The sequence below is a fragment of the Agrobacterium sp. fls2-241-TYG-188a genome, from assembly GCF_030209845.1.
In genome coordinates, this window is the sequence record NZ_JARVRD010000002.1 from 356,089 (window position 1) to 373,479 (window position 17,391).

The window sequence follows — 17,391 nt, forward strand, 5'->3', positions numbered from 1 at the left end:
CCACTCCGAACGCAAAACCGATTCCCACTTTTGCTGGAATGGCTCTAGAGAATGCCGACACGCCGCAGGATGACCCAGGCAAACAGGATGGATGCGACGATGATGCTGGCCGCATAGATCGTCCCGCTGGAACCCTCTGTAAAGGGCAGGGCGGCTGTATTCATGCCGAAAAAACCTGTCACCAGCGTTGGCGGCAGCAGGAAGGCCGTCATCAATGACAGGATATAGAGGTGGCGGTTGGTTTCCGAAGACAGTTTGGAGTCCACTTCTTCATGCAGAAGGCGGGCTCTTTCCTGAAGCGCGTAGACATCGTGATCGATGGCTTCAAGACGGCCTGTCAGACGAGCCGCGATTTCTTCGAATCCGAACGGCATCTCCTCTTCATCTGCGGCAGATGCGCGGCGCATCAGCGTCAAGACAGTGCGCAGGTGACGATGCAGCCTGACAACGGTGCGGCGCACGGGCGCGAGCCGCCGTCGTTCGTCGCGGGGAGCAGCGTCGTAGACGAAGTCTTCGATCGCATTCAACTCTTCCGTCGTTTCCATGACGAGTGCAATCAGGCTGCGTTGAAACTCCGCAACCAGCCCTTCGAAGACGTGTGAAGGCGTAGAATACCGCTTCGGGTTCTTGTCTATGGCAGCGCGCAACCGGTCTACAGATCGCAGCGGCTGAAGCCGCGTGGTGATGATGTAGCGCTCCCCCAGCGCAAAATGCAGCCAGCCGATATCCCGCGTTTCCTGGTCGAACTCTCGCTGGAAATCGACGAGCGTGCCGTAAAGAGCGCCATCGTCCACCACGATCGAGGGATGGGTCTCATGCGTGGTCAGATTGCCTTTGATACCGTCATCCAGCCCCGGCATGTTTTCAAGAAAACTGGCGACGCGGCTGTCGGCCAGATTGAGATGCAGCCAGAAGAACCCGTCATCGAGATGCAGGTCCGCAAGCTTCAGATCGGCAGGCAACCGCCTGCAGGGCTCAATGCCCGGGCGGAAGTGGTAGGCCCAGACAAGGCCGGGGATGGCGGGGTGGGGAATATCCATGGGCACTGATCCTGAAAAGGCGATCGTGGCAGTCCGTAAGCAAGCCTGACCGTCGCGACCAGACATGCAGAACAGAGTTTTGTGACAGTTTGATTGCAGGCGGGCGAATGGCGCATTGCGCCAACGCAAAGACAGTTTATCCGCCAGCGAGGTGGCGTGCGAGACAATTTTTCAAATTGACGTTTACGTAAAAATCATTTAGCCCCGAAGTTCATCGCAATGCAGGCAGACGCTTCGGGAGGAGGCAGGATGTATACCGCACCGGTCGACGATATCGCTTTTACGCTGAAACATGTGGCAGGTCTCAAGGATGCGCTGGACAAAGGTGCCTTCGGGGATTTGAGCGAAGACATTGTGGATGCGATCCTCCATGAAGCCGGTCGCTTCGCCAGCGATGAAGTCGCCCCTCTGGCCGAAATCGGTGACAAGCAGGGTTCCACCATCGTGGATGGCGCCGTGCGCACGCCCGATGGCTGGGCAGATCTTTACCGTCGTTGGGCCGAAGGCGGCTGGAACGGGCTGACGGCGCCGGAGGAGTTTGGCGGGCAGGCTCTGCCACATCTCCTCAACGTGGCTGCGCTGGAAATGTGGAATTCCGGCTCCATGGCCTTTGCGCTTTGCCCCACCTTGACCATGGGTGCCGTCGAAGCCGTGGCAAAGCATGGCAGCGACGAACTCAAATCCATCTATCTTGAGAAACTGGTGTCCGGCGCATGGACCGGCACGATGAACCTGACAGAGCCGCAGGCAGGCTCGGATCTCGCTGCGCTCAAAGCCCGTGCGGAACGTGCCGCAGATGGCAGCTACAGAATTTTCGGCCAGAAAATCTACATCACCTGGGGCGAGCACGACGCGGCAGAAAACATCATCCACCTGGTGCTGGCACGCCTGCCGGATGCGCCTGCAGGCACACGCGGCATATCTCTCTTTCTGGTGCCGAAGTTCATTCCGGACGAGGCAGGCAAACCGGACGAGCGCAATGACCTGTTCTGCCACTCGCTCGAACATAAGCTCGGCATTCACGGTTCTCCTACCTGCACCATGATCTTCGGCGATGGCCGTCACGGTCGCGAAAAGGGAGCGATAGGCTGGCTCGTCGGCGAGGAAAACAAGGGCCTGGCCTGCATGTTCACCATGATGAACAACGCCCGCCTGGCCGTTGGAATGCAGGGTGTCGCCATTTGCGAAGCCGCAACGCAAAAGGCCGTTGCCTATGCCAAAGAGCGGACGCAGGGCAAGGCGCCCGGTAGCGCGGCCACGGGCATGAGCCCGATCATCGAGCATCCCGATATTGCCAGAACGCTGCTGACCATGAAGGCGCTCACTCAAGGGTCGCGCGCGATTGCCTTTTCCTGCGCGCACGCCATCGACATGAGCCATGCCGCAACAGAAGCTTCGGACAGGAAGTTCTGGCAGGAGCGGGCAGCCCTTCTCACACCGGTCGCCAAATCCTTCGCCACAGATGCGGGGGTGGATGTGGCCTCTCTTGGCATTCAGGTGCATGGCGGCATGGGTTTCATCGAGGAAACCGGTGCAGCACGCTATCTGCGTGATGCCCGCATCGCGCCCATTTATGAGGGCACCAACGGCATTCAGGCCATCGACCTCGTCACCCGCAAGCTGCCATTGTCTGATGGTGCGCAGGTGCGCGGGCTGATCGGTGAACTGAAGGCGCTCGCGCAGGCGGTACACGCTTCCAACACGCCGGAACTGGGAGAGACAGGACGCTATCTGGACCGCAGCCTTGCTGATCTGGAAGAGACAACGGAATGGCTGCTGGCCGCGCTCGCAAAAGATGAAACAGCCGCAGCCCTGGCCGGGGCAACGCCCTATCAGCGGCTGTTCGGGCTGGCGCTGACTGGTGCCTATCTCGCCAAGGGCGCGCTTGCGTCGGTCGATGACGGGCAGGGGCCGAGCCGCACGGCGCTTTGCCGATTCGCCGCCGAAAATCTTCTGGCAGAGACGACTGCGCTCAAGGATCGTGTCATGTCAGGTGCTGCGAGCCTTGAGGCGGCCCGCATCTTGTTGGGTTGAGGAGTTTCCATGTCCACCGACCATATCCTTCTCGAACGTCCTGAAACCGCACCCGGCGTGCAGGTCATCCGCTTCAACCGGCCTGACAAGAAGAATGCCATCACGGATGCGATGTATCGCGCCATGATCGAGGCTCTTGGCGCCGCAGACGCGGACGCGGATATCCGCGTCATCGCCTTTCTCGGTTCTCCCGGTTGTTTTTCAGCGGGCAATGACATGGCCGATTTCATGGCCTTTGCCATGTCCGGCGGCAAGGGAAGGCTCGCCGCAGGCGATTTCCTCCACGCGCTTGTCGGCGTACAGAAACCCATCGTCTCTGGTGTCGATGGCCTTGCCATCGGCATTGGCACGACGCTGAACCTGCATTGCGACCTGACGGTGGCCTCAAGCCGCAGCCTGTTCAAAACGCCTTTCGTCGATCTGGCACTGGTGCCGGAAGCCGCTTCAAGCTTGCTGGTGCCGCGCATCATGGGCCACCAGCGCGCCTTCGCTCTGTTGGCGGCAGGGGAAGGCTTCTCGGCCGATCAGGCGCAACAGGCCGGTTTGATCTGGAAGGTCGTGGCCGAGACGGAGGTTGAGGCGGAAACATTGAGGATCGCCGCGATGCTGGCGGCCAAGCCTCCACAGGCGCTGAAGATTGCCCGGGATTTGCTGCGTGGCGATAGCGCGGATATCCGCGCGAGGATCGATGAGGAAATCATCCACTTCGCGGCGCAGCTGCAAAGTGCGGAAGCAAGGGCAGCCTTCGAGGCGTTCATGCGGCGTTAAGCCTCGTTGGTGAAAACTCACAGCCTTTACGAAACTGGAAGGGATGAGACATATTCCTGAACGGTATCGATCATCTCCTGAGAAAGCCGCCACAATGCGCATCATCGTCTTCGCAATGCTTGCCGCCATGTCTGTTTCCAGCATTGCGGAAGCAGCAAGTCTTCAGTCTCCATGGGCGTCGCATCCAGCGCAAAGCGATGTGGTGGAAGTTCAGAATTTCAACAGCCAGGCCGGCCCATCCAACCGCAGAAACAATCACGAGCGCCGTCGTCCAGGTTTCGTCTGCGTGGTAACCCCGCCCGATAGCGCCAATCGCTCGCGCCCCTATGTCTGCCCCGCGCAAACGGGTCGGGTTGGCGGCCGCTGCCGGTGCAACGGCGTGGTGGGGAATGGCAATATCGATACGGCATGGTAACCGCCCGCTTGTAGCGGCAAGGCTTACAATGGGGAGCGATGGCTTCCCGTTTATTTTTCCAATGTTGCGACCGCTTCCACATGCGGCGACCATAAGAACTGGTCGATGGGCGTGACGCTGGTGACCCGGTAGCCACCTTCGATCAGAATGGCGAGATCGCGCGCAAGCGAAAGCGGATTGCAGCTGACGGCGACGATCTTCTTCACGCCGCTGCGGGCAAGCTCCTTGCACTGCGCTTCCGCACCCGCACGCGGCGGATCGAAGACGACGGCGTCGAAGTTCTTGAGTTCCTTGATGATCAGCGGATGGCGGAACAGGTCACGCTTCTCGATGGTAACAGGCTTGAGGCCCTGCGTGTTACGCGCCGCCAGATCCAGTGCCTTCAAAGGCTTGTCTTCCGCTTCCACCGCATGGACCTTGCCCAGCCGGGCCAGCCGCAGCGCAAATGTGCCGGAGCCGCAGAACAGATCGGCGATGCGCTTGGACTTGCCGACATGCGCCAAGACCAGCCGCGCCATGGCATCTTCCGCCTGCTTGGTGGCCTGGGCAAAACCGCCTGAAGGCGGAGAGATTGCGATCCCGTCGAATTCGATCATCGGCTTTTGCGGCTCGATCAGAATTTCCCCTGAAATCGACACGCGAGCAATACCGCGCATGGACAGGACAATTTCGGTCACGGTCCGGCGTTGCTTGTCATTGACAGCCTTGAGGCCCTCGAAGGAGATATCGAGGCCCGACAGGGTCTCCATCACGGCAATGCGGAATGGTTCGGCATTGCCGGCAAGCGGCAGGCCGATGGCGCGGATGGCGTCCAGCCGCGACACGATCCCGTCCGAGCTGACGGGACATTCCTCGATGGCGACGATGTGATGGCTGTTGGCCTGGCTAAAGCCCAGCAGCAACCCTTTTTCTGTCTTGCGGGCGGTAAAGACGACACGACGCCTTTCGCCCGGTCGACACTGAACGAGTGCGCCGACTTCCACATCCAGTCCTTTGGATTTCATCGCAGCGACAACGAGGCTGCGTTTGAAAACGTGATAGGGTTCGTCAGCCATATGCTGGAGCGAACAGCCGCCGCATGTGCCGTTTTTGCCATCTGGCCCGAAATGGCGACAGGCGGGTTCGCGTCGCTCCGGTGCCGGTTCGGCAATGGACATGACCGTGCCCTGGTCCTTGATGCGGGCAATCGCCACCGTTTCACCGGGCAATGCGAAGGGCACGTAAACCGTGCCATCGGGACAGTGCGCGATGCCGTCGCCCTGCGCGCCCAGACTTTGAATCTTGACGGTCTGGGTGCTCATGGCTTTCTGCCTCCAAGCAGGAATTCGACATTTCCATCGCCCCCGGCGATGGGGGAGGGAATGAGGCCAAGGCTGACCCAGCCCATATCCTCGACCAACCAGCGTTCCAGCTCTGCGGCAACAGCCGGTGCGGTCTCAGGATCCTTCAACAGCCCCGCCTTGCTGATGGCATCGCGTCCCGCTTCGAATTGCGGCTTGACCAACAGAATGGCGATTGCCTCCGGCTCTGCCAGTTCAAGGGCAGGCGCTAGCGCCAGCTTCAACGAAATGAAAGACACGTCTGAAACGATGAAACTGATCGGGCGGTTGTCAATGTCGTCGCTGGTCAGGAAGCGGGCGTTGTAGCCTTCGATACTGGTGACGCGCGGGTCACTTTCAACACGCGGGTGAATCTGGCCATGGCCGACATCGATGGACGTCACATGCGCCGCACCCCGGTTGAGCAGCACTTCGGTGAAGCCACCCGTGGACGCGCCCACATCCAGACATTCGTGGCCGGATGGGTCGAGGCCGAAATGGTCGAGTGCGGCCACCAGTTTCAGCGCCGCGCGGGACACGTAGCCCTGCGCGGGATCGCTGACTTCGAACTTCACGTTTCCGGGGAAGGTGAGGCTGGGCTTGGTGACGACTTTGCCGTTGACCCGCACGGTACCCCGGGAGACCGCGTCGCGTGCGCGAGAGCGGCTTGCAAACAGGCCGCGCGATACCAGAAGCTGGTCCAGCCGTTGATTTTCAGATGAATTAGACATGGTCGTGTCAATGACTGTCAAAAGCCCGTAACGCAAGCATTTTATGAGGGATGCCAGCAGTGCAGTGATTGTCTGATGGCGGGACTGTCGGAGCCAATCAGGGTTTAAGTGAAAATAAACCGCTGCTCGCTAACGTTACGTCAAGCTGAGTTTCGGCTCGAAACTTCTGCCATGATGGCGGCCCCAGGAAAATCAATGACGCTGTGCCACTGGGAATCTGGCCCCGGTCATATCTGACGTGTCGAAAGAGTTCTCGATGTCTTTAAAAAATCTCCCAATTAACCTGAAACTGGTCGCGACCTTTATTGCTCTGATGGCAGTTTGCCTTGTTGCATCGGCGGTCGTGTTTTTACAAACCATTGAAGCAAAACGTATTTCCGACGAACAGGTCAACACGGGCAAGATCGTTTCAGCGGTTGATGCTGCCCTGGCTGCAATGCTGGAACAGGCTGTCAATCAGCGCGGCTATATCCTGTTCCGCACCGAGAGCACTTACAATGACGTCTTTGCAAACCGCACATTGATGCTGAAGAAGCTGGATGAGGCGCGCGGTTACGCTGCCGACCAGCCGGACATCCTGAAATCCATTGATGACATGCAGACAGCGGCAACCGTGTTCTACACGCAGTTGATGGAGCCTCAGCTTGCGGCGCGCAAGAACACTGAAGCACCGATTTCCGAAGTCATCGAGATCGGACGCAACAACGGCAAGGGTCAGCTGGACGGCTTCCGTGCTGCAGCTTCCAAGATCAAGGCAGAATTGGCCGTTGCCACCGAAGCACAGATCGCCGCACAGGAACAAGCCCATGGTGGCCTGCGCCTTGCGCTTTTGGGAGGTGGTGCGGCGGCTGGCGTCGTCGCTGTCCTCCTGATCTGGGCTCTCTCCCGCGCAATCGTTTCGCCAATCGTCGCCATGACCGCCGCCATGGGCCGCCTTGCAGATGGTGACACCTCCGTAGAAGTCCCGGCAGTGGATCACGGCGACGAAGTCGGCAAGATGGCAAAGGCCGTTCTGGTCTTCAAGGAAGCCGGAATCGAGAACTCTCGTCTGGCGGAAGAAGGCGATCGTATGCGATTTGCCACCGAAGCCGATCGGAAACGCAATGAAGCAGAAAAGGCACGCGCCGAGGCCGAACAGATCTTTGCAAGCGAAGAACTTGCCAAGGGCTTGCAGGCATTGGCCGACGGCGACCTTGCTTACCGCATCGACGCCCCCTTCGCCCCCTCGATGGAGCCGCTGCGGGTAAACTTCAATCATTCGCTCGAAAAGCTTCAGAGCACCATGCGCACCGTCGGCGAGAACGCCGCAGCCATCAATGCTGGCGCATCCGAAATGCTCGCTGCGGCAGATGACCTGTCCCGCCGAACCGAACAGCAGGCCGCATCCATCGAAGAGACAGCTGCTGCTCTGGAAGAGATCACGACCACCGTGCGTGACAGCGCAAGAGGCGCTGAAGAGGCAAGCACGCTGGTTCAGCGCGCCCGTTCGGGAGCAGAAAGCTCTGGTGTCGTCGTGCGCAAGGCGGTTGCCGCCATGCAGGAGATCGAAAAATCCTCCGGCGAAATCACCAGCATCATTGGTGTCATCGACGATATCGCCTTCCAGACCAATTTGCTTGCCCTCAACGCCGGTGTCGAGGCAGCTCGCGCTGGTGAAGCTGGCAAAGGCTTTGCCGTTGTCGCGCAGGAAGTTCGTGAACTGGCCCAAAGATCGGCAAACGCTGCCAAGGAGATCAAGAATCTCATCAGTGCTTCAAGCCAGCAGGTTGAAAACGGCGTGAACCTGGTTGACGAAACCGGCAAGGCACTCGAAGCGATCATCATGGAAGTTGAGGAAATCAACGCGCATGTTACCACGATCGTTACCGCCGCCCGCGAACAGGCGACCGGGCTGCAGGAGATCAATACCGCCGTCAACACCATGGACCAGGGCACGCAGCAGAATGCCGCCATGGTAGAACAGCAAACCGCGGCAAGCCATTCGCTGGCACGTGAAGCAGAAGCCCTGAATGGTCTGATCGGCCAGTTCAATCTCGGTGGTGGGGGTCGTGGCACGACAGTGTTCACGCCATCCATCGCCCCTTCAGCGCCGAGGTCTTCCTCACCAGTGGCCCCCCAATCTTCCTTTTCGGCCAAGCCGCGTCCAGCGATAGCCGCAGCTAAGCCAACCGCGCGTCCGGTCTCCTCACCAGCCCGCGCACTTACCCAGAATCTTGCAAAGGCCTTCGCCCCGCAAGCAGAAGCGGAAGCCAAGCCATCTGCCCAGAACTGGGAAGAATTCTAGGCTCCAGGCATGACAGACTAAGCGAAAAGCCCGCCGGATCGCTCCGGCGGGCTTTTTGCTTATGTTCACCGTGGGCCGGTAGCTTAAACCGCGTAACCCAGTCCCGTTTGCTTCTGTCCCAGAGCCTTGAAGACAGTCGAAACGATGCCTGCGCGGTCAAGACCGGCATTGGCATACATGATTTCTGGCTTGGCTTGCTCGACCCATTGGTCAGGCAGCGTTAGGGTGCGGACTTTCAACCCTGTATCGAGCAGACCTGCGCCTGCCAGGAAATGCAGCACGTGGGCTCCAAATCCGCCCGCCGATCCTTCCTCGATGGTAATCAGCACCTCGTGGTGGGACGCCAATTGCCGGATGAGATCGAGATCAAGCGGTTTTGCGAAGCGCGCATCCGCGACGGTTGTCGAAAGTCCCGCCGCGTCCATGTCTTCGGCAGCCGCCAGACACTCCGCCAGGCGCGTGCCAAAGGACAGCAAGGCAATCTTTGAGCCTTCCTTGACGATGCGTCCTTTGCCGATTTCGAGGATTTCGCCGCGGCTTGGCATTTCGATGCCAACGCCTTCGCCACGCGGGTAGCGGAAAGAAATCGGGCCTTCGTCATAAGCGGCGGCCGTGCGAACCATATGCTTCAATTCAGCTTCGTCCGAAGCCGCCATCACGACCATGCCGGGCAGGGTGGCCAGGAAGGTGGTATCAAATGAGCCCGCATGGGTAGGGCCGTCTGCGCCAACAAAGCCCGCGCGGTCAATGGGAAAGCGGACCGGCAGCGACTGGATCGCCACATCATGCACCAGCTGGTCGTAGCCGCGTTGCAGGAAGGTGGAATAAAGCGCGCAGAACGGTTTGTAGCCATCCGCAGCAAGCCCTGCGGCAAAGGTCACGGCGTGCTGTTCGGCAATGCCGACATCGAAAGTGCGCTTGGGGAAAAGCTCGGCCAGCTTGTCGAGACCCGTTCCATTCGGCATGGCGGCGCTGACACCGACGATCTTCTCGTCAAGCGTGGCCTCCTGCACCAATGCCTCGGCGAAGACGCTCGTATAGCTCGGCGCATTGGGCTTTGCCTTTGCCTGCGCGCCCGTGATGACATCGAACTTGTTGACGCCGTGATATTTGTCGGCAGCAGCTTCGGCAGGGGCATAACCCTTGCCCTTCTGCGTCACGACATGGATCAGCACGGGCCCCTTCTGGTTATCCCGCACATTGCGCAAGACCGGCAGAAGATGCTCGAAGGAATGGCCGTCGATGGGACCGATGTGATAAAAGCCGAGCTCCTCGAACAACGTGCCGCCGGTCACATAGCCGCGGGCATGGGTGACGGCGCGGGTAATCGCGCGGTCGATCGTCTTGCCGAGATAGGCTGTCAGCTTCTTTCCGAAATCGCGAAAGCCCATATAGGTCCGGCCAGAAGCCAGACGTGCCAGATAAGCGCTCATCGCACCGGTGGGAGGGGCAATCGACATGTCGTTGTCGTTGAGGATGACAATCAGGCGCGCATCCAGCGCACCGGCATTGTTCAAGGCCTCGAAGGCCATTCCGGCGGACATGGAGCCGTCGCCGATGACGGAAATGACCTTGCGATTGCTACCGTCAAGCTCTGCCGCCACGGCCATGCCAAGACCAGCCGAAATGGAGGTGGAGGAGTGCCCGGCGCCGAAATCGTCATATTCGCTTTCCGCGCGGCGCGTGAAGCCGGAGAGACCGCCCTCCTGTCGCAGCGTGCGAATGCGGTCACGTCGACCCGTGAGGATCTTGTGCGGGTAACATTGATGGCCGACATCGAAGATGAGCCGGTCGTCCGGCGTGTTGAACACCTTGTGAATGGCAATGGTCAGTTCCACCACGCCTAGGCCCGCGCCAAGATGTCCGCCCGTCGTCGAAACGGCGTCGATCATCTCGTCGCGCAACTCTCTGGCCAGTTGCGGCAGATCGCGGTCATCGATCTCCTTAAGATCGGATGGGAATTTCACCCGGTCAAGCAACGGTGTCTGTAGCATTGCGGTCAATCGTTCGGCCTTCGTATTTGATGTTCAAGCTGTCGGTACCAGATGGTGTGCAACATCGGTTTCAGCAAGATTGCGTTCGTTGTATCGAATTTCAACCCTTCGGCAAAGGGACAAACTCTTCTTCATCCCCCGGTACGATGTCGAAGCGCCCCGTTCGCCATTCTTCCTTGGCCTTCTCGATGCGGTCTTTTGATGACGAAACAAAATTCCACCAGATATAGCGCCTGGAATTGAGCGCGGCACCACCAAAAAGCATGATGTGGCAGCCGCCAACGCCGCCCTTCAGCGTAATGTCATCGCCCGCCCTAAACACGACCAGTTGATCGGCGGCAAAGACATCGCCCGCCACCTCCAGGCAGCCGGACAGAATGTAGATTGCGCGTTCTTCCTGATCCGCCTGAAACGGGAACTTGACTCCGGCCTCAAGCGTCAGGTCGACATAGAGCGTCTCCGTAAAGGTCTTGACCGGCGACGACAGGCCCGCCAACGAGCCGATGACCACGCGGCCCGTGGCCCCCTTGATGTCGATAACAGGCATGGCATCGCGCCCGACATGGGTAAAATCGGGGGCGATTTCTTCCCTGTCATCGGGCAGGGCAAGCCAGGTTTGCAACCCCGACATGGAGTGCGGTTGGCCGCGCAGATTTTCCGGTGTCCGTTCCGAATGGACGATGCCGCGTCCTGCCGTCATCAGGTTGATATCGCCGGGACGGATGACAAGTTCCGTGCCCAGACTGTCGCGATGCTTGATTTCGCCATCGAAAAGGTAGGTCAGGGTTGAAAGGCCGATATGCGGATGCGGCTTGACGTCGAGTGCCTGGTCGGCGCTCAATATCGATGGTCCCATACGGTCAAAAAAGATGAAGGGGCCAACCAAACGGCGCTCACGCGTCGGCAGCGCCCTGCGCACGGCAAAGCCGCCAATATCGCTGGATCGAGGAATGATCAGGTTCTCGATGGCATCGCAGGCGAATGCATCACCTGCAGCCGGGTCATTTCCAGGGAAAAACGACATGGCAAATCTCCTGCGTGACGGGCCGGTAGCTTACCACGATTTCGGCGGCACGTGAGCGTTCTCTTATGGATGCAGAGTTCTCATCCTGATCAGGCGGAAGAGCGCGACGTCAGCGCCATCCTCCGGCTACCCGAGGATCTCATAGACCCCAACATTGCACAGCGGATAGACCCTCTGCCCAAGCCGGGGGTGACGTCGCATTTACGGGAGCTTCCAGCCTATTCGCCGTCGAGCGGCTCAACACCGACCGGCTTGCCCGCGCGGTCCAGACGGATTTTCTCGATGCGCTTTTCAGCGGCAGTCAAAAGGGTTTCGCAGTGTTTTTTCAGGGCTTCGCCGCGCTCATAGATGGCGATGGATTCGTCCAGCGCGACATCGCCACGTTCCAGGCGGGCAACAATGCTTTCCAGCTCGGCGACAGCCTTTTCGAAAGAATAACCGCTGACATCGGCTGTGTTGGCATTTTCCGTCATGTTCAACCCTTCATCATTCTCAAAATATGCATGGCTGCCGATTCCGCCAGCCCTTCCAGATCATAGCCACCTTCAAGCAGGCTGACGACCCGGTTGGCGGCAAATTTGTCGGCCATCTCAAGAATTCGGCCCGTTGCCCAGTCGAAATCATCCCCCACCAGATTGATCTGGGCCAGCGGATCACGATGGTGTGCATCGAAACCCGCAGAGATGATAATGAGGTCAGGCGAAAAATCGGCAAGGGCAGGCAGCACGCGCGATTTGAAAGCCTCGCGGAAATGGTCGCTGCCGGTGTTGGGCGAAAGCGGCGCATTCACCACATTGTTCTTGATGCCGGTTTCCTTCTTGTCACCGCTCCACGGATAAAGTGGCATCTGGTGGGTGGAACAGAAAAGGACCGATGGATCATTCCAGAAAATATCCTGGGTGCCGTTGCCGTGGTGGACATCCCAGTCAACGATGGCGACACGCTCTGCGCCATGAACCTTCTGCGCATGACGCGCTGCAATGGCGGCATTGTTGAAAAGGCAAAAGCCCATGGCCTTTTCGGTTTCGGCATGATGCCCCGGCGGACGGCTGGCCACAAACACATTGTCGGCTGCACCGCTGAACACATCGTCCACGGCGGCCATGGCCGCGCCAATGCCGGTCAAGGCTGCCTGAAGGCTTTTCGGGGAGGCATAGGTATCCGCTTCGATGCGAATGATTTCGCCGTCCTCTTCCGGTATCTGGCGCATGACCGATGTCAGATGGCGCTCCGGGTGCGCCAGCAGCACAGCATCCTCGTTGGCCTGCGGAGCCTGTTTGCGCTCCAGCCGTTCGAAATTCGGATGCTCCAGCGCGATATTGAGGGAACGCAAACGGTCCGGGCGCTCGGGGTGGCCCTGCGGCGTAATGTGTTCAAGAAATATCGGGTGCTCGTAAAGTCGGGTTGCCATTTCGGCTGCTCCTCAGCGTTAAACGCGCAGCGGCAACAGCGGATATCCAGCCATGACGGCGCGGCCAGCCAGGGCCGCAAGAACAGCCTTCAGCACATCGCCGGGGATGAAGGCCATGGAACCGATAAATGCCTTGGTAACACCAATGCCTGCTGCAATTCCCAGATAGGTGATGCCGAAAGCGTAAAGCACGACCACGCTGCCAGCGACGCTCGCCAGAAAAAATCCGAGCCCCTGCGCGAAAGCGGACTGATTGCGGTTTACCAGACGTTCCGAGAGGTAACCCGTGGTGAAGGCAGCGGCGATCCAGCCGATGAGATAGCCGGTGGTGGGCGTGTAGAAGATGGAAAGCCCGCCACGACCGCCGGACAAGACGGGAAGACCAATGGCAGCGATGAGAATCGTCAGCAGTACAGCAAGCGTCCCGCGCTTTGCACCCAGCACAACACCGGCCAGCATAACGCCAAGCGACTGTGCGGTGATGGGGACCGGAATGAAACCGAGCGGAATTGGCGGCAAAAGCCCAAGCGCAATAATGATGGCTGAAAACAGCGAGATCAGAACGAGGTCACGGGTCTTCATGGCGTTTTTCTCCCCTGATGATATCTGCCGATGAGGTTTGGCCTCTGAAACCGCGCGCGTCAATGGCCTCCGCAATGGCATCTGCATCCTTCAACGTCAAAATGACGAGCGGAATGAGGATGGAATGGAGTTTGGTTTCCAGTCCGCGCGCGCGCTGCGCATCACGAAGAGCTTCATGGCGCTTGATGATTTCCGGTACGAAACGCACGACAAGTCCCACCGCCAGCCCCACATCTGCAGCATTCGCAAGACCCAGTTTCTCCAGCGGACGAAGGGCATAGGCGATTTCATCCATGAACTGCGAAATGCTGACGCTTGCCGTTATTGCTGTTGCCAGAAGCGTAAGGGCGGCGAGCCGCAATAGGGCGATGGTCGCATCAAGCGGCGAAATGACGAGAAAGCTGATGGCAGCGATGATCGCAATGGTCACCAAGACCGGCTTGAGGCGGGCGATGGTCTCTCGAAACCCGAGATCTGCCTGCCACAGCACGAATGCGGCCAGAAGTGTAGCGGCACACAGGATTGTCAGATCGCGTGTCAGAAACAGGCCGATGCTGAAGAGCGCCAGGCTTGCGAGCTTAATGCGCGGCGAAAGCCGATAGAGCCAGCCCGTTCCTTCAACATGGAGGCTTCTCATGACAGCGCCAGCTCACGATAAAGCTCTATCGCCACGGCGGGCAGTGCATCGGCGTGAAGCTTGCCCTGATGGAATACCAGCACACGGTCAAAGCCGTCCAGCAGCGGCAGGTCGTGGGTAATGACGATCAGCTTCTGCTCAAGCCCGGCCATAGTTTTTTCCACAAGCATACGGTTTCTCAGGTCGAGCTGGTTGGTCGGCTCGTCCATGATAAGAATTTTCGGGCCGGTGATGGTAACGGCCGCCAGTGCCGAGAGCTGCAATTCACCGCCGGAGAGCTCATGCGCCCTGCGTTTTGCGAGATGCTCAATGCCGAACCTTTGCAAGATGGCGTCCACGGCAGCCTCCGTTGCCGTCTTGTCCAGCCCGCTATTCTTGAGGCCAAAGGCAATATCGTCCCTGATGATCGGCAGGATGATCTGGTTTTGCGGGTTCTGAAAAATGAAACCAACCTGCTTGAGTACCGAGGACGCATCCTTGACGGTGTCGAGACCGCCGACGCTGACCCGCCCGCCCGTCGGCTTCGTCAAGCCGTTGATCATCCGCGCAACGGTCGTCTTGCCGGAGCCGTTCAGACCGATAATGCCGATGCGTCTTTCCCGAAGAGAAAGCGTCAGCGGCTCCACCGCAATCCTGCCCTCGAAGGCCACGCTCGCATCGCTGAAATGAATATCCAACTGCCTGTTCCCAAACTCTTCCTGCCCTTCCTATAGACTTTGCAATGGGCAAACGAAACAAGGAACAAAAACTGAACATTGATTTTTGTCTGCGCGAAACTAAGCTGCTGGCATGGCGATTCTGATTTCGAATGAAGCAGCACGACGTATCTTCCTTGCGCGACAGGGTCTGTCAGCGCCGCCTGCGCGCGCCATGAACAAGGCGCAGCTGCTGGACCTCATTACCGATATCGGGTTCGTGCAGGTGGACAGTATCGCGACGGTCGAGCGCGCCCATCATCAGATCATCTTTTCCCGCAACCAGACATACAGGCGTCACCACCTCACGGAGTTGCTGGAGAAGGACCGGGCGCTGTTTGAACACTGGACGCATGACGCTTCCATTCTGCCCGCAAAATTCTATCCCTACTGGAAACACCGTTTCCGGCGTCGCGAACCGATCATTCAGGAACGCTGGCGCAACTGGCACGGGGAGGGGTTCGATTCTGCCTTTGAAGAAACCTACCGCCGCATTGCCGAGAATGGTCCGGCCATGTCCCGGGATATGAAGGCTGAAGGGCATCAATCCGGCGGCTGGTGGAACTGGCATCCGTCCAAGACGGCGCTGGAATATCTCTGGCACACGGGCAAGCTGGCCGTGGCGGGACGGGTGAATTTCCAGAAAATCTACGACCTTGCAGAGCGTGTCATTCCGGCAGAGCACCATGATCGAGAGGTCAGCCACGAGGACTTCGTGGATTGGGCCTGTCGGGAAGCCTTGACACGCCTCGGCTTTGCGACCTCCGGCGAGATTGCTGCGTTCTTCGATATCGTCTCGCCACAGGAGGCCAGGCAGTGGGTGACAGCCCACCGCAGCGAACTCTGTGAAGTGTCGCTGGCGTCTTCCGATGGCGCGAAAGATCGCATGTCCTACGCATTTGCAGGATTTACGGGGGATGCGGAGGCTGCAATCGAGCCGCCAAACCGCATCCGTGTGCTCAGTCCCTTCGATCCGCTGCTGCGCAACCGTGCTCGCACCGAACGACTGTTCGGCTTCTATTACCGGATTGAGGTGTTCGTACCGGAGCCAAAGCGGCAATATGGCTATTATGTCTTTCCGCTTCTGGAGGCGGATCGCCTTATCGGCCGCATCGACATGAAGGCAGACCGCAAGGGCGGAACGCTGGATGTGAAGCGCCTGTGGCTCGAACCGGGTGTGCGTCCGTCGTCTGGCCGTCTGGCAAAGCTTGACGCAGAATTGAACCGGCTGGGGAAGTTCACCGGTGTCGAAACCATCAGATATCTGGATGGTTGGTTGGGCGAGCCTTAGCTATCGCAAGTTTGACACCCCGCAGCAGGTGCGGAGTGTCAGGCAATCTCGCCTCGATCAGCCGATTTCCGTCGAGCTGATCTGGATTCCGAAACCCTCAAGACCGACATAGTGGCGCTCGCGCGATGTCAGGAGCTTGATGGAAGATATCCCGAGTTCTTTGAGAATTTGCGCGCCGAGGCCGATTTCCAGCCACTCGTCTTCGCGCGAGCGGGCTTGAGCATGGTCTTCCTCTGGATCGCGGGACTTGCGGCGTCCAGCCACCTGGCCCACGCCAACAGAGCCTTCACGCAGATAGATGATGACGCCGCGGCCCTCATCGGCAATCTTCTTCATATAATGCTGAACGGGCTGCTTCTTGCCGAAGATATCGTCGGCCACATTTTCAGGATGCAGACGCACGGGGATGTCCACGCCGTCTCTGATGTCGCCGAAGATGACGGCCATGTGCTGCATCGGGTCCCATGGCAGGGAATAGGTCTGCGCCTTGGCAGGTCCAAACGGCGTATCGAGCACGAAATCCGATTCGAGCTCGACCAGCGTTTCCTTGCGCTGGCGATAGGCGATGAGGTCTGCCACCGAAACCTGTTTCATGCCGTGCGTTTCGGCAAATGCCGAAACCTGCGGGCCGCGCATGACAGTGCCATCGTCATTCACCAGTTCGCTGATGACGCCGATCAATGGAAGTCCGGCGAGTTTGCACAGATCGACAGCCGCTTCCGTGTGGCCCGAGCGCATGAGGACGCCGCCTTCACGGGAGATGAGGGGAAAAATATGGCCGGGACGGGTAAAGTCCGCCGCGCCGATATTGGGGTTTGCGAGATTGCGAACCGTCAGCGTGCGGTCTTCGGCCGAGATGCCTGTGGTGGTGCCGTGCTTGAAATCCACGGAAACGGTAAATGCCGTGGTGTGGGCACTGTCGTTTTCGGCGACCATGGCATTGAGGTTGAGGCGCTTGGCCTCTTCCTTCGGCATGGGCGTGCAAACGATGCCGGATGTGTGCCGCACGATGAACGCCATCTTTTCGGGCGTGCAATGGACTGCGGCGACAATCAGATCACCTTCGTTTTCGCGGTCGTCGTCGTCCATGACCACGACAATTTCGCCTGCCTCGAAGGCTCTGATGGCTTCAACAACACGCTTCTGATCATATGCCATGCTATATT

The 17,391-nt window shown here is 59.0% G+C and carries 16 protein-coding genes; 5 read left to right on the top strand and 11 right to left on the bottom strand.

The genetic code is table 11. From position 1 onward, the window contains the following. Positions 1 to 44: 44 nt before the first annotated feature. Entirely contained in the window at positions 45 to 1,040 is a 996-nt protein-coding gene (locus QRN85_RS08455) for a transporter (RefSeq protein ID WP_284757451.1), read from the bottom strand. Between the two features lie 249 nt (positions 1,041 to 1,289). On the opposite strand from QRN85_RS08455, the gene QRN85_RS08460 reads away from it, so the two are divergent. From QRN85_RS08460 to QRN85_RS08470, 3 genes are all read left to right on the top strand, one after another. Beyond that, complete coding sequence (locus QRN85_RS08460) at positions 1,290 to 3,074, top strand: acyl-CoA dehydrogenase (RefSeq protein ID WP_284757453.1); 1,785 nt, start codon at positions 1,290 to 1,292, stop codon at positions 3,072 to 3,074. A gap of 9 nt (positions 3,075 to 3,083) precedes the next feature. Further along, complete coding sequence (locus tag QRN85_RS08465) at positions 3,084 to 3,842, top strand: crotonase/enoyl-CoA hydratase family protein (RefSeq protein ID WP_284757454.1); 759 nt, start codon at positions 3,084 to 3,086, stop codon at positions 3,840 to 3,842. Between the two features lie 94 nt (positions 3,843 to 3,936). Then, a complete protein-coding gene (locus tag QRN85_RS08470; protein ID WP_112963989.1) occupies positions 3,937 to 4,257 on the top strand; it encodes a hypothetical protein in 321 nt (106 codons plus the stop codon). Positions 4,258 to 4,307: 50 nt separating this feature from the next. Here QRN85_RS08470 and QRN85_RS08475 read toward each other — a convergent pair whose 3' ends face one another. Both QRN85_RS08475 and QRN85_RS08480 read right to left on the bottom strand, forming a co-directional pair. After that, positions 4,308 to 5,558 (bottom strand): class I SAM-dependent RNA methyltransferase, encoded by a 1,251-nt coding sequence (locus QRN85_RS08475; RefSeq protein ID WP_062586668.1) that lies wholly within the window; start codon positions 5,556 to 5,558, stop codon positions 4,308 to 4,310. Next, the gene (locus QRN85_RS08480) at positions 5,555 to 6,307 is read right to left on the bottom strand and encodes a TlyA family RNA methyltransferase (protein WP_062587213.1); all 753 of its coding nucleotides are present in this window, start codon (positions 6,305 to 6,307) and stop codon (positions 5,555 to 5,557) included. Before QRN85_RS08480 ends, QRN85_RS08475 begins: the two co-directional genes overlap by 4 nt. A gap of 256 nt (positions 6,308 to 6,563) precedes the next feature. Here QRN85_RS08480 and QRN85_RS08485 point away from each other — a divergent pair, with 256 nt between their 5' ends. Beyond that, positions 6,564 to 8,591 (top strand): methyl-accepting chemotaxis protein, encoded by a 2,028-nt coding sequence (locus QRN85_RS08485; protein ID WP_284757456.1) that lies wholly within the window; start codon positions 6,564 to 6,566, stop codon positions 8,589 to 8,591. A gap of 83 nt (positions 8,592 to 8,674) precedes the next feature. On the opposite strand, the gene dxs is transcribed toward QRN85_RS08485, so the two are convergent. The 7 genes from dxs to QRN85_RS08520 form a co-directional block, all read right to left on the bottom strand. After that, the gene (dxs, locus tag QRN85_RS08490; RefSeq protein ID WP_062586670.1) at positions 8,675 to 10,594 is read right to left on the bottom strand and encodes a 1-deoxy-D-xylulose-5-phosphate synthase; all 1,920 of its coding nucleotides are present in this window, start codon (positions 10,592 to 10,594) and stop codon (positions 8,675 to 8,677) included. A 91-nt stretch (positions 10,595 to 10,685) separates the two neighbouring features. Beyond that, positions 10,686 to 11,609, bottom strand: a complete 924-nt coding sequence (locus QRN85_RS08495; protein ID WP_113093914.1) for a pirin family protein — start codon at positions 11,607 to 11,609, stop codon at positions 10,686 to 10,688. A gap of 218 nt (positions 11,610 to 11,827) precedes the next feature. Further along, positions 11,828 to 12,082, bottom strand: a complete 255-nt coding sequence (locus QRN85_RS08500; RefSeq protein ID WP_042618153.1) for an exodeoxyribonuclease VII small subunit — start codon at positions 12,080 to 12,082, stop codon at positions 11,828 to 11,830. A gap of 2 nt (positions 12,083 to 12,084) precedes the next feature. After that, positions 12,085 to 13,020: a histone deacetylase family protein gene (locus QRN85_RS08505; protein ID WP_062586673.1), complete on the bottom strand. Its 936-nt coding sequence runs from the start codon at positions 13,018 to 13,020 to the stop codon at positions 12,085 to 12,087. A gap of 18 nt (positions 13,021 to 13,038) precedes the next feature. After that, positions 13,039 to 13,602 (bottom strand): biotin transporter BioY, encoded by a 564-nt coding sequence (locus QRN85_RS08510; RefSeq protein WP_284757460.1) that lies wholly within the window; start codon positions 13,600 to 13,602, stop codon positions 13,039 to 13,041. Next, positions 13,589 to 14,239, bottom strand: coding sequence for an energy-coupling factor transporter transmembrane component T family protein (locus tag QRN85_RS08515; RefSeq protein ID WP_284757461.1), 651 nt, complete (start codon positions 14,237 to 14,239; stop codon positions 13,589 to 13,591). Before QRN85_RS08515 ends, QRN85_RS08510 begins: the two co-directional genes overlap by 14 nt. After that, a complete protein-coding gene (locus QRN85_RS08520; protein ID WP_284757463.1) occupies positions 14,236 to 14,916 on the bottom strand; it encodes an energy-coupling factor ABC transporter ATP-binding protein in 681 nt (226 codons plus the stop codon). Before QRN85_RS08520 ends, QRN85_RS08515 begins: the two co-directional genes overlap by 4 nt. Before the next feature lie 112 nt (positions 14,917 to 15,028). On the opposite strand from QRN85_RS08520, the gene QRN85_RS08525 reads away from it, so the two are divergent. Continuing rightward, the gene (locus QRN85_RS08525; protein ID WP_284757464.1) at positions 15,029 to 16,225 is read left to right on the top strand and encodes a winged helix-turn-helix domain-containing protein; all 1,197 of its coding nucleotides are present in this window, start codon (positions 15,029 to 15,031) and stop codon (positions 16,223 to 16,225) included. A gap of 57 nt (positions 16,226 to 16,282) precedes the next feature. On the opposite strand, the gene ribB is transcribed toward QRN85_RS08525, so the two are convergent. Continuing rightward, positions 16,283 to 17,383, bottom strand: coding sequence for a 3,4-dihydroxy-2-butanone-4-phosphate synthase (gene ribB, locus QRN85_RS08530; RefSeq protein ID WP_284757465.1), 1,101 nt, complete (start codon positions 17,381 to 17,383; stop codon positions 16,283 to 16,285). Positions 17,384 to 17,391: the final 8 nt, after the last annotated feature.

Coding starts and splice junctions, on each gene's coding strand:
- QRN85_RS08455 (WP_284757451.1), bottom strand. CDS start 1,040: ATGGATATTCCCCACCCCGCCATCCCCGGCCTTGTCTGGGCCTACCAC.
- QRN85_RS08460 (WP_284757453.1), top strand. CDS start 1,290: ATGTATACCGCACCGGTCGACGATATCGCTTTTACGCTGAAACATGTG.
- QRN85_RS08465 (WP_284757454.1), top strand. CDS start 3,084: ATGTCCACCGACCATATCCTTCTCGAACGTCCTGAAACCGCACCCGGC.
- QRN85_RS08470 (WP_112963989.1), top strand. CDS start 3,937: ATGCGCATCATCGTCTTCGCAATGCTTGCCGCCATGTCTGTTTCCAGC.
- QRN85_RS08475 (WP_062586668.1), bottom strand. CDS start 5,558: ATGAGCACCCAGACCGTCAAGATTCAAAGTCTGGGCGCGCAGGGCGAC.
- QRN85_RS08480 (WP_062587213.1), bottom strand. CDS start 6,307: ATGTCTAATTCATCTGAAAATCAACGGCTGGACCAGCTTCTGGTATCG.
- QRN85_RS08485 (WP_284757456.1), top strand. CDS start 6,564: ATGTCTTTAAAAAATCTCCCAATTAACCTGAAACTGGTCGCGACCTTT.
- QRN85_RS08495 (WP_113093914.1), bottom strand. CDS start 11,609: ATGTCGTTTTTCCCTGGAAATGACCCGGCTGCAGGTGATGCATTCGCC.
- QRN85_RS08500 (WP_042618153.1), bottom strand. CDS start 12,082: ATGACGGAAAATGCCAACACAGCCGATGTCAGCGGTTATTCTTTCGAA.
- QRN85_RS08505 (WP_062586673.1), bottom strand. CDS start 13,020: ATGGCAACCCGACTTTACGAGCACCCGATATTTCTTGAACACATTACG.
- QRN85_RS08510 (WP_284757460.1), bottom strand. CDS start 13,602: ATGAAGACCCGTGACCTCGTTCTGATCTCGCTGTTTTCAGCCATCATT.
- QRN85_RS08515 (WP_284757461.1), bottom strand. CDS start 14,239: ATGAGAAGCCTCCATGTTGAAGGAACGGGCTGGCTCTATCGGCTTTCG.
- QRN85_RS08525 (WP_284757464.1), top strand. CDS start 15,029: ATGGCGATTCTGATTTCGAATGAAGCAGCACGACGTATCTTCCTTGCG.
- ribB (WP_284757465.1), bottom strand. CDS start 17,383: ATGGCATATGATCAGAAGCGTGTTGTTGAAGCCATCAGAGCCTTCGAG.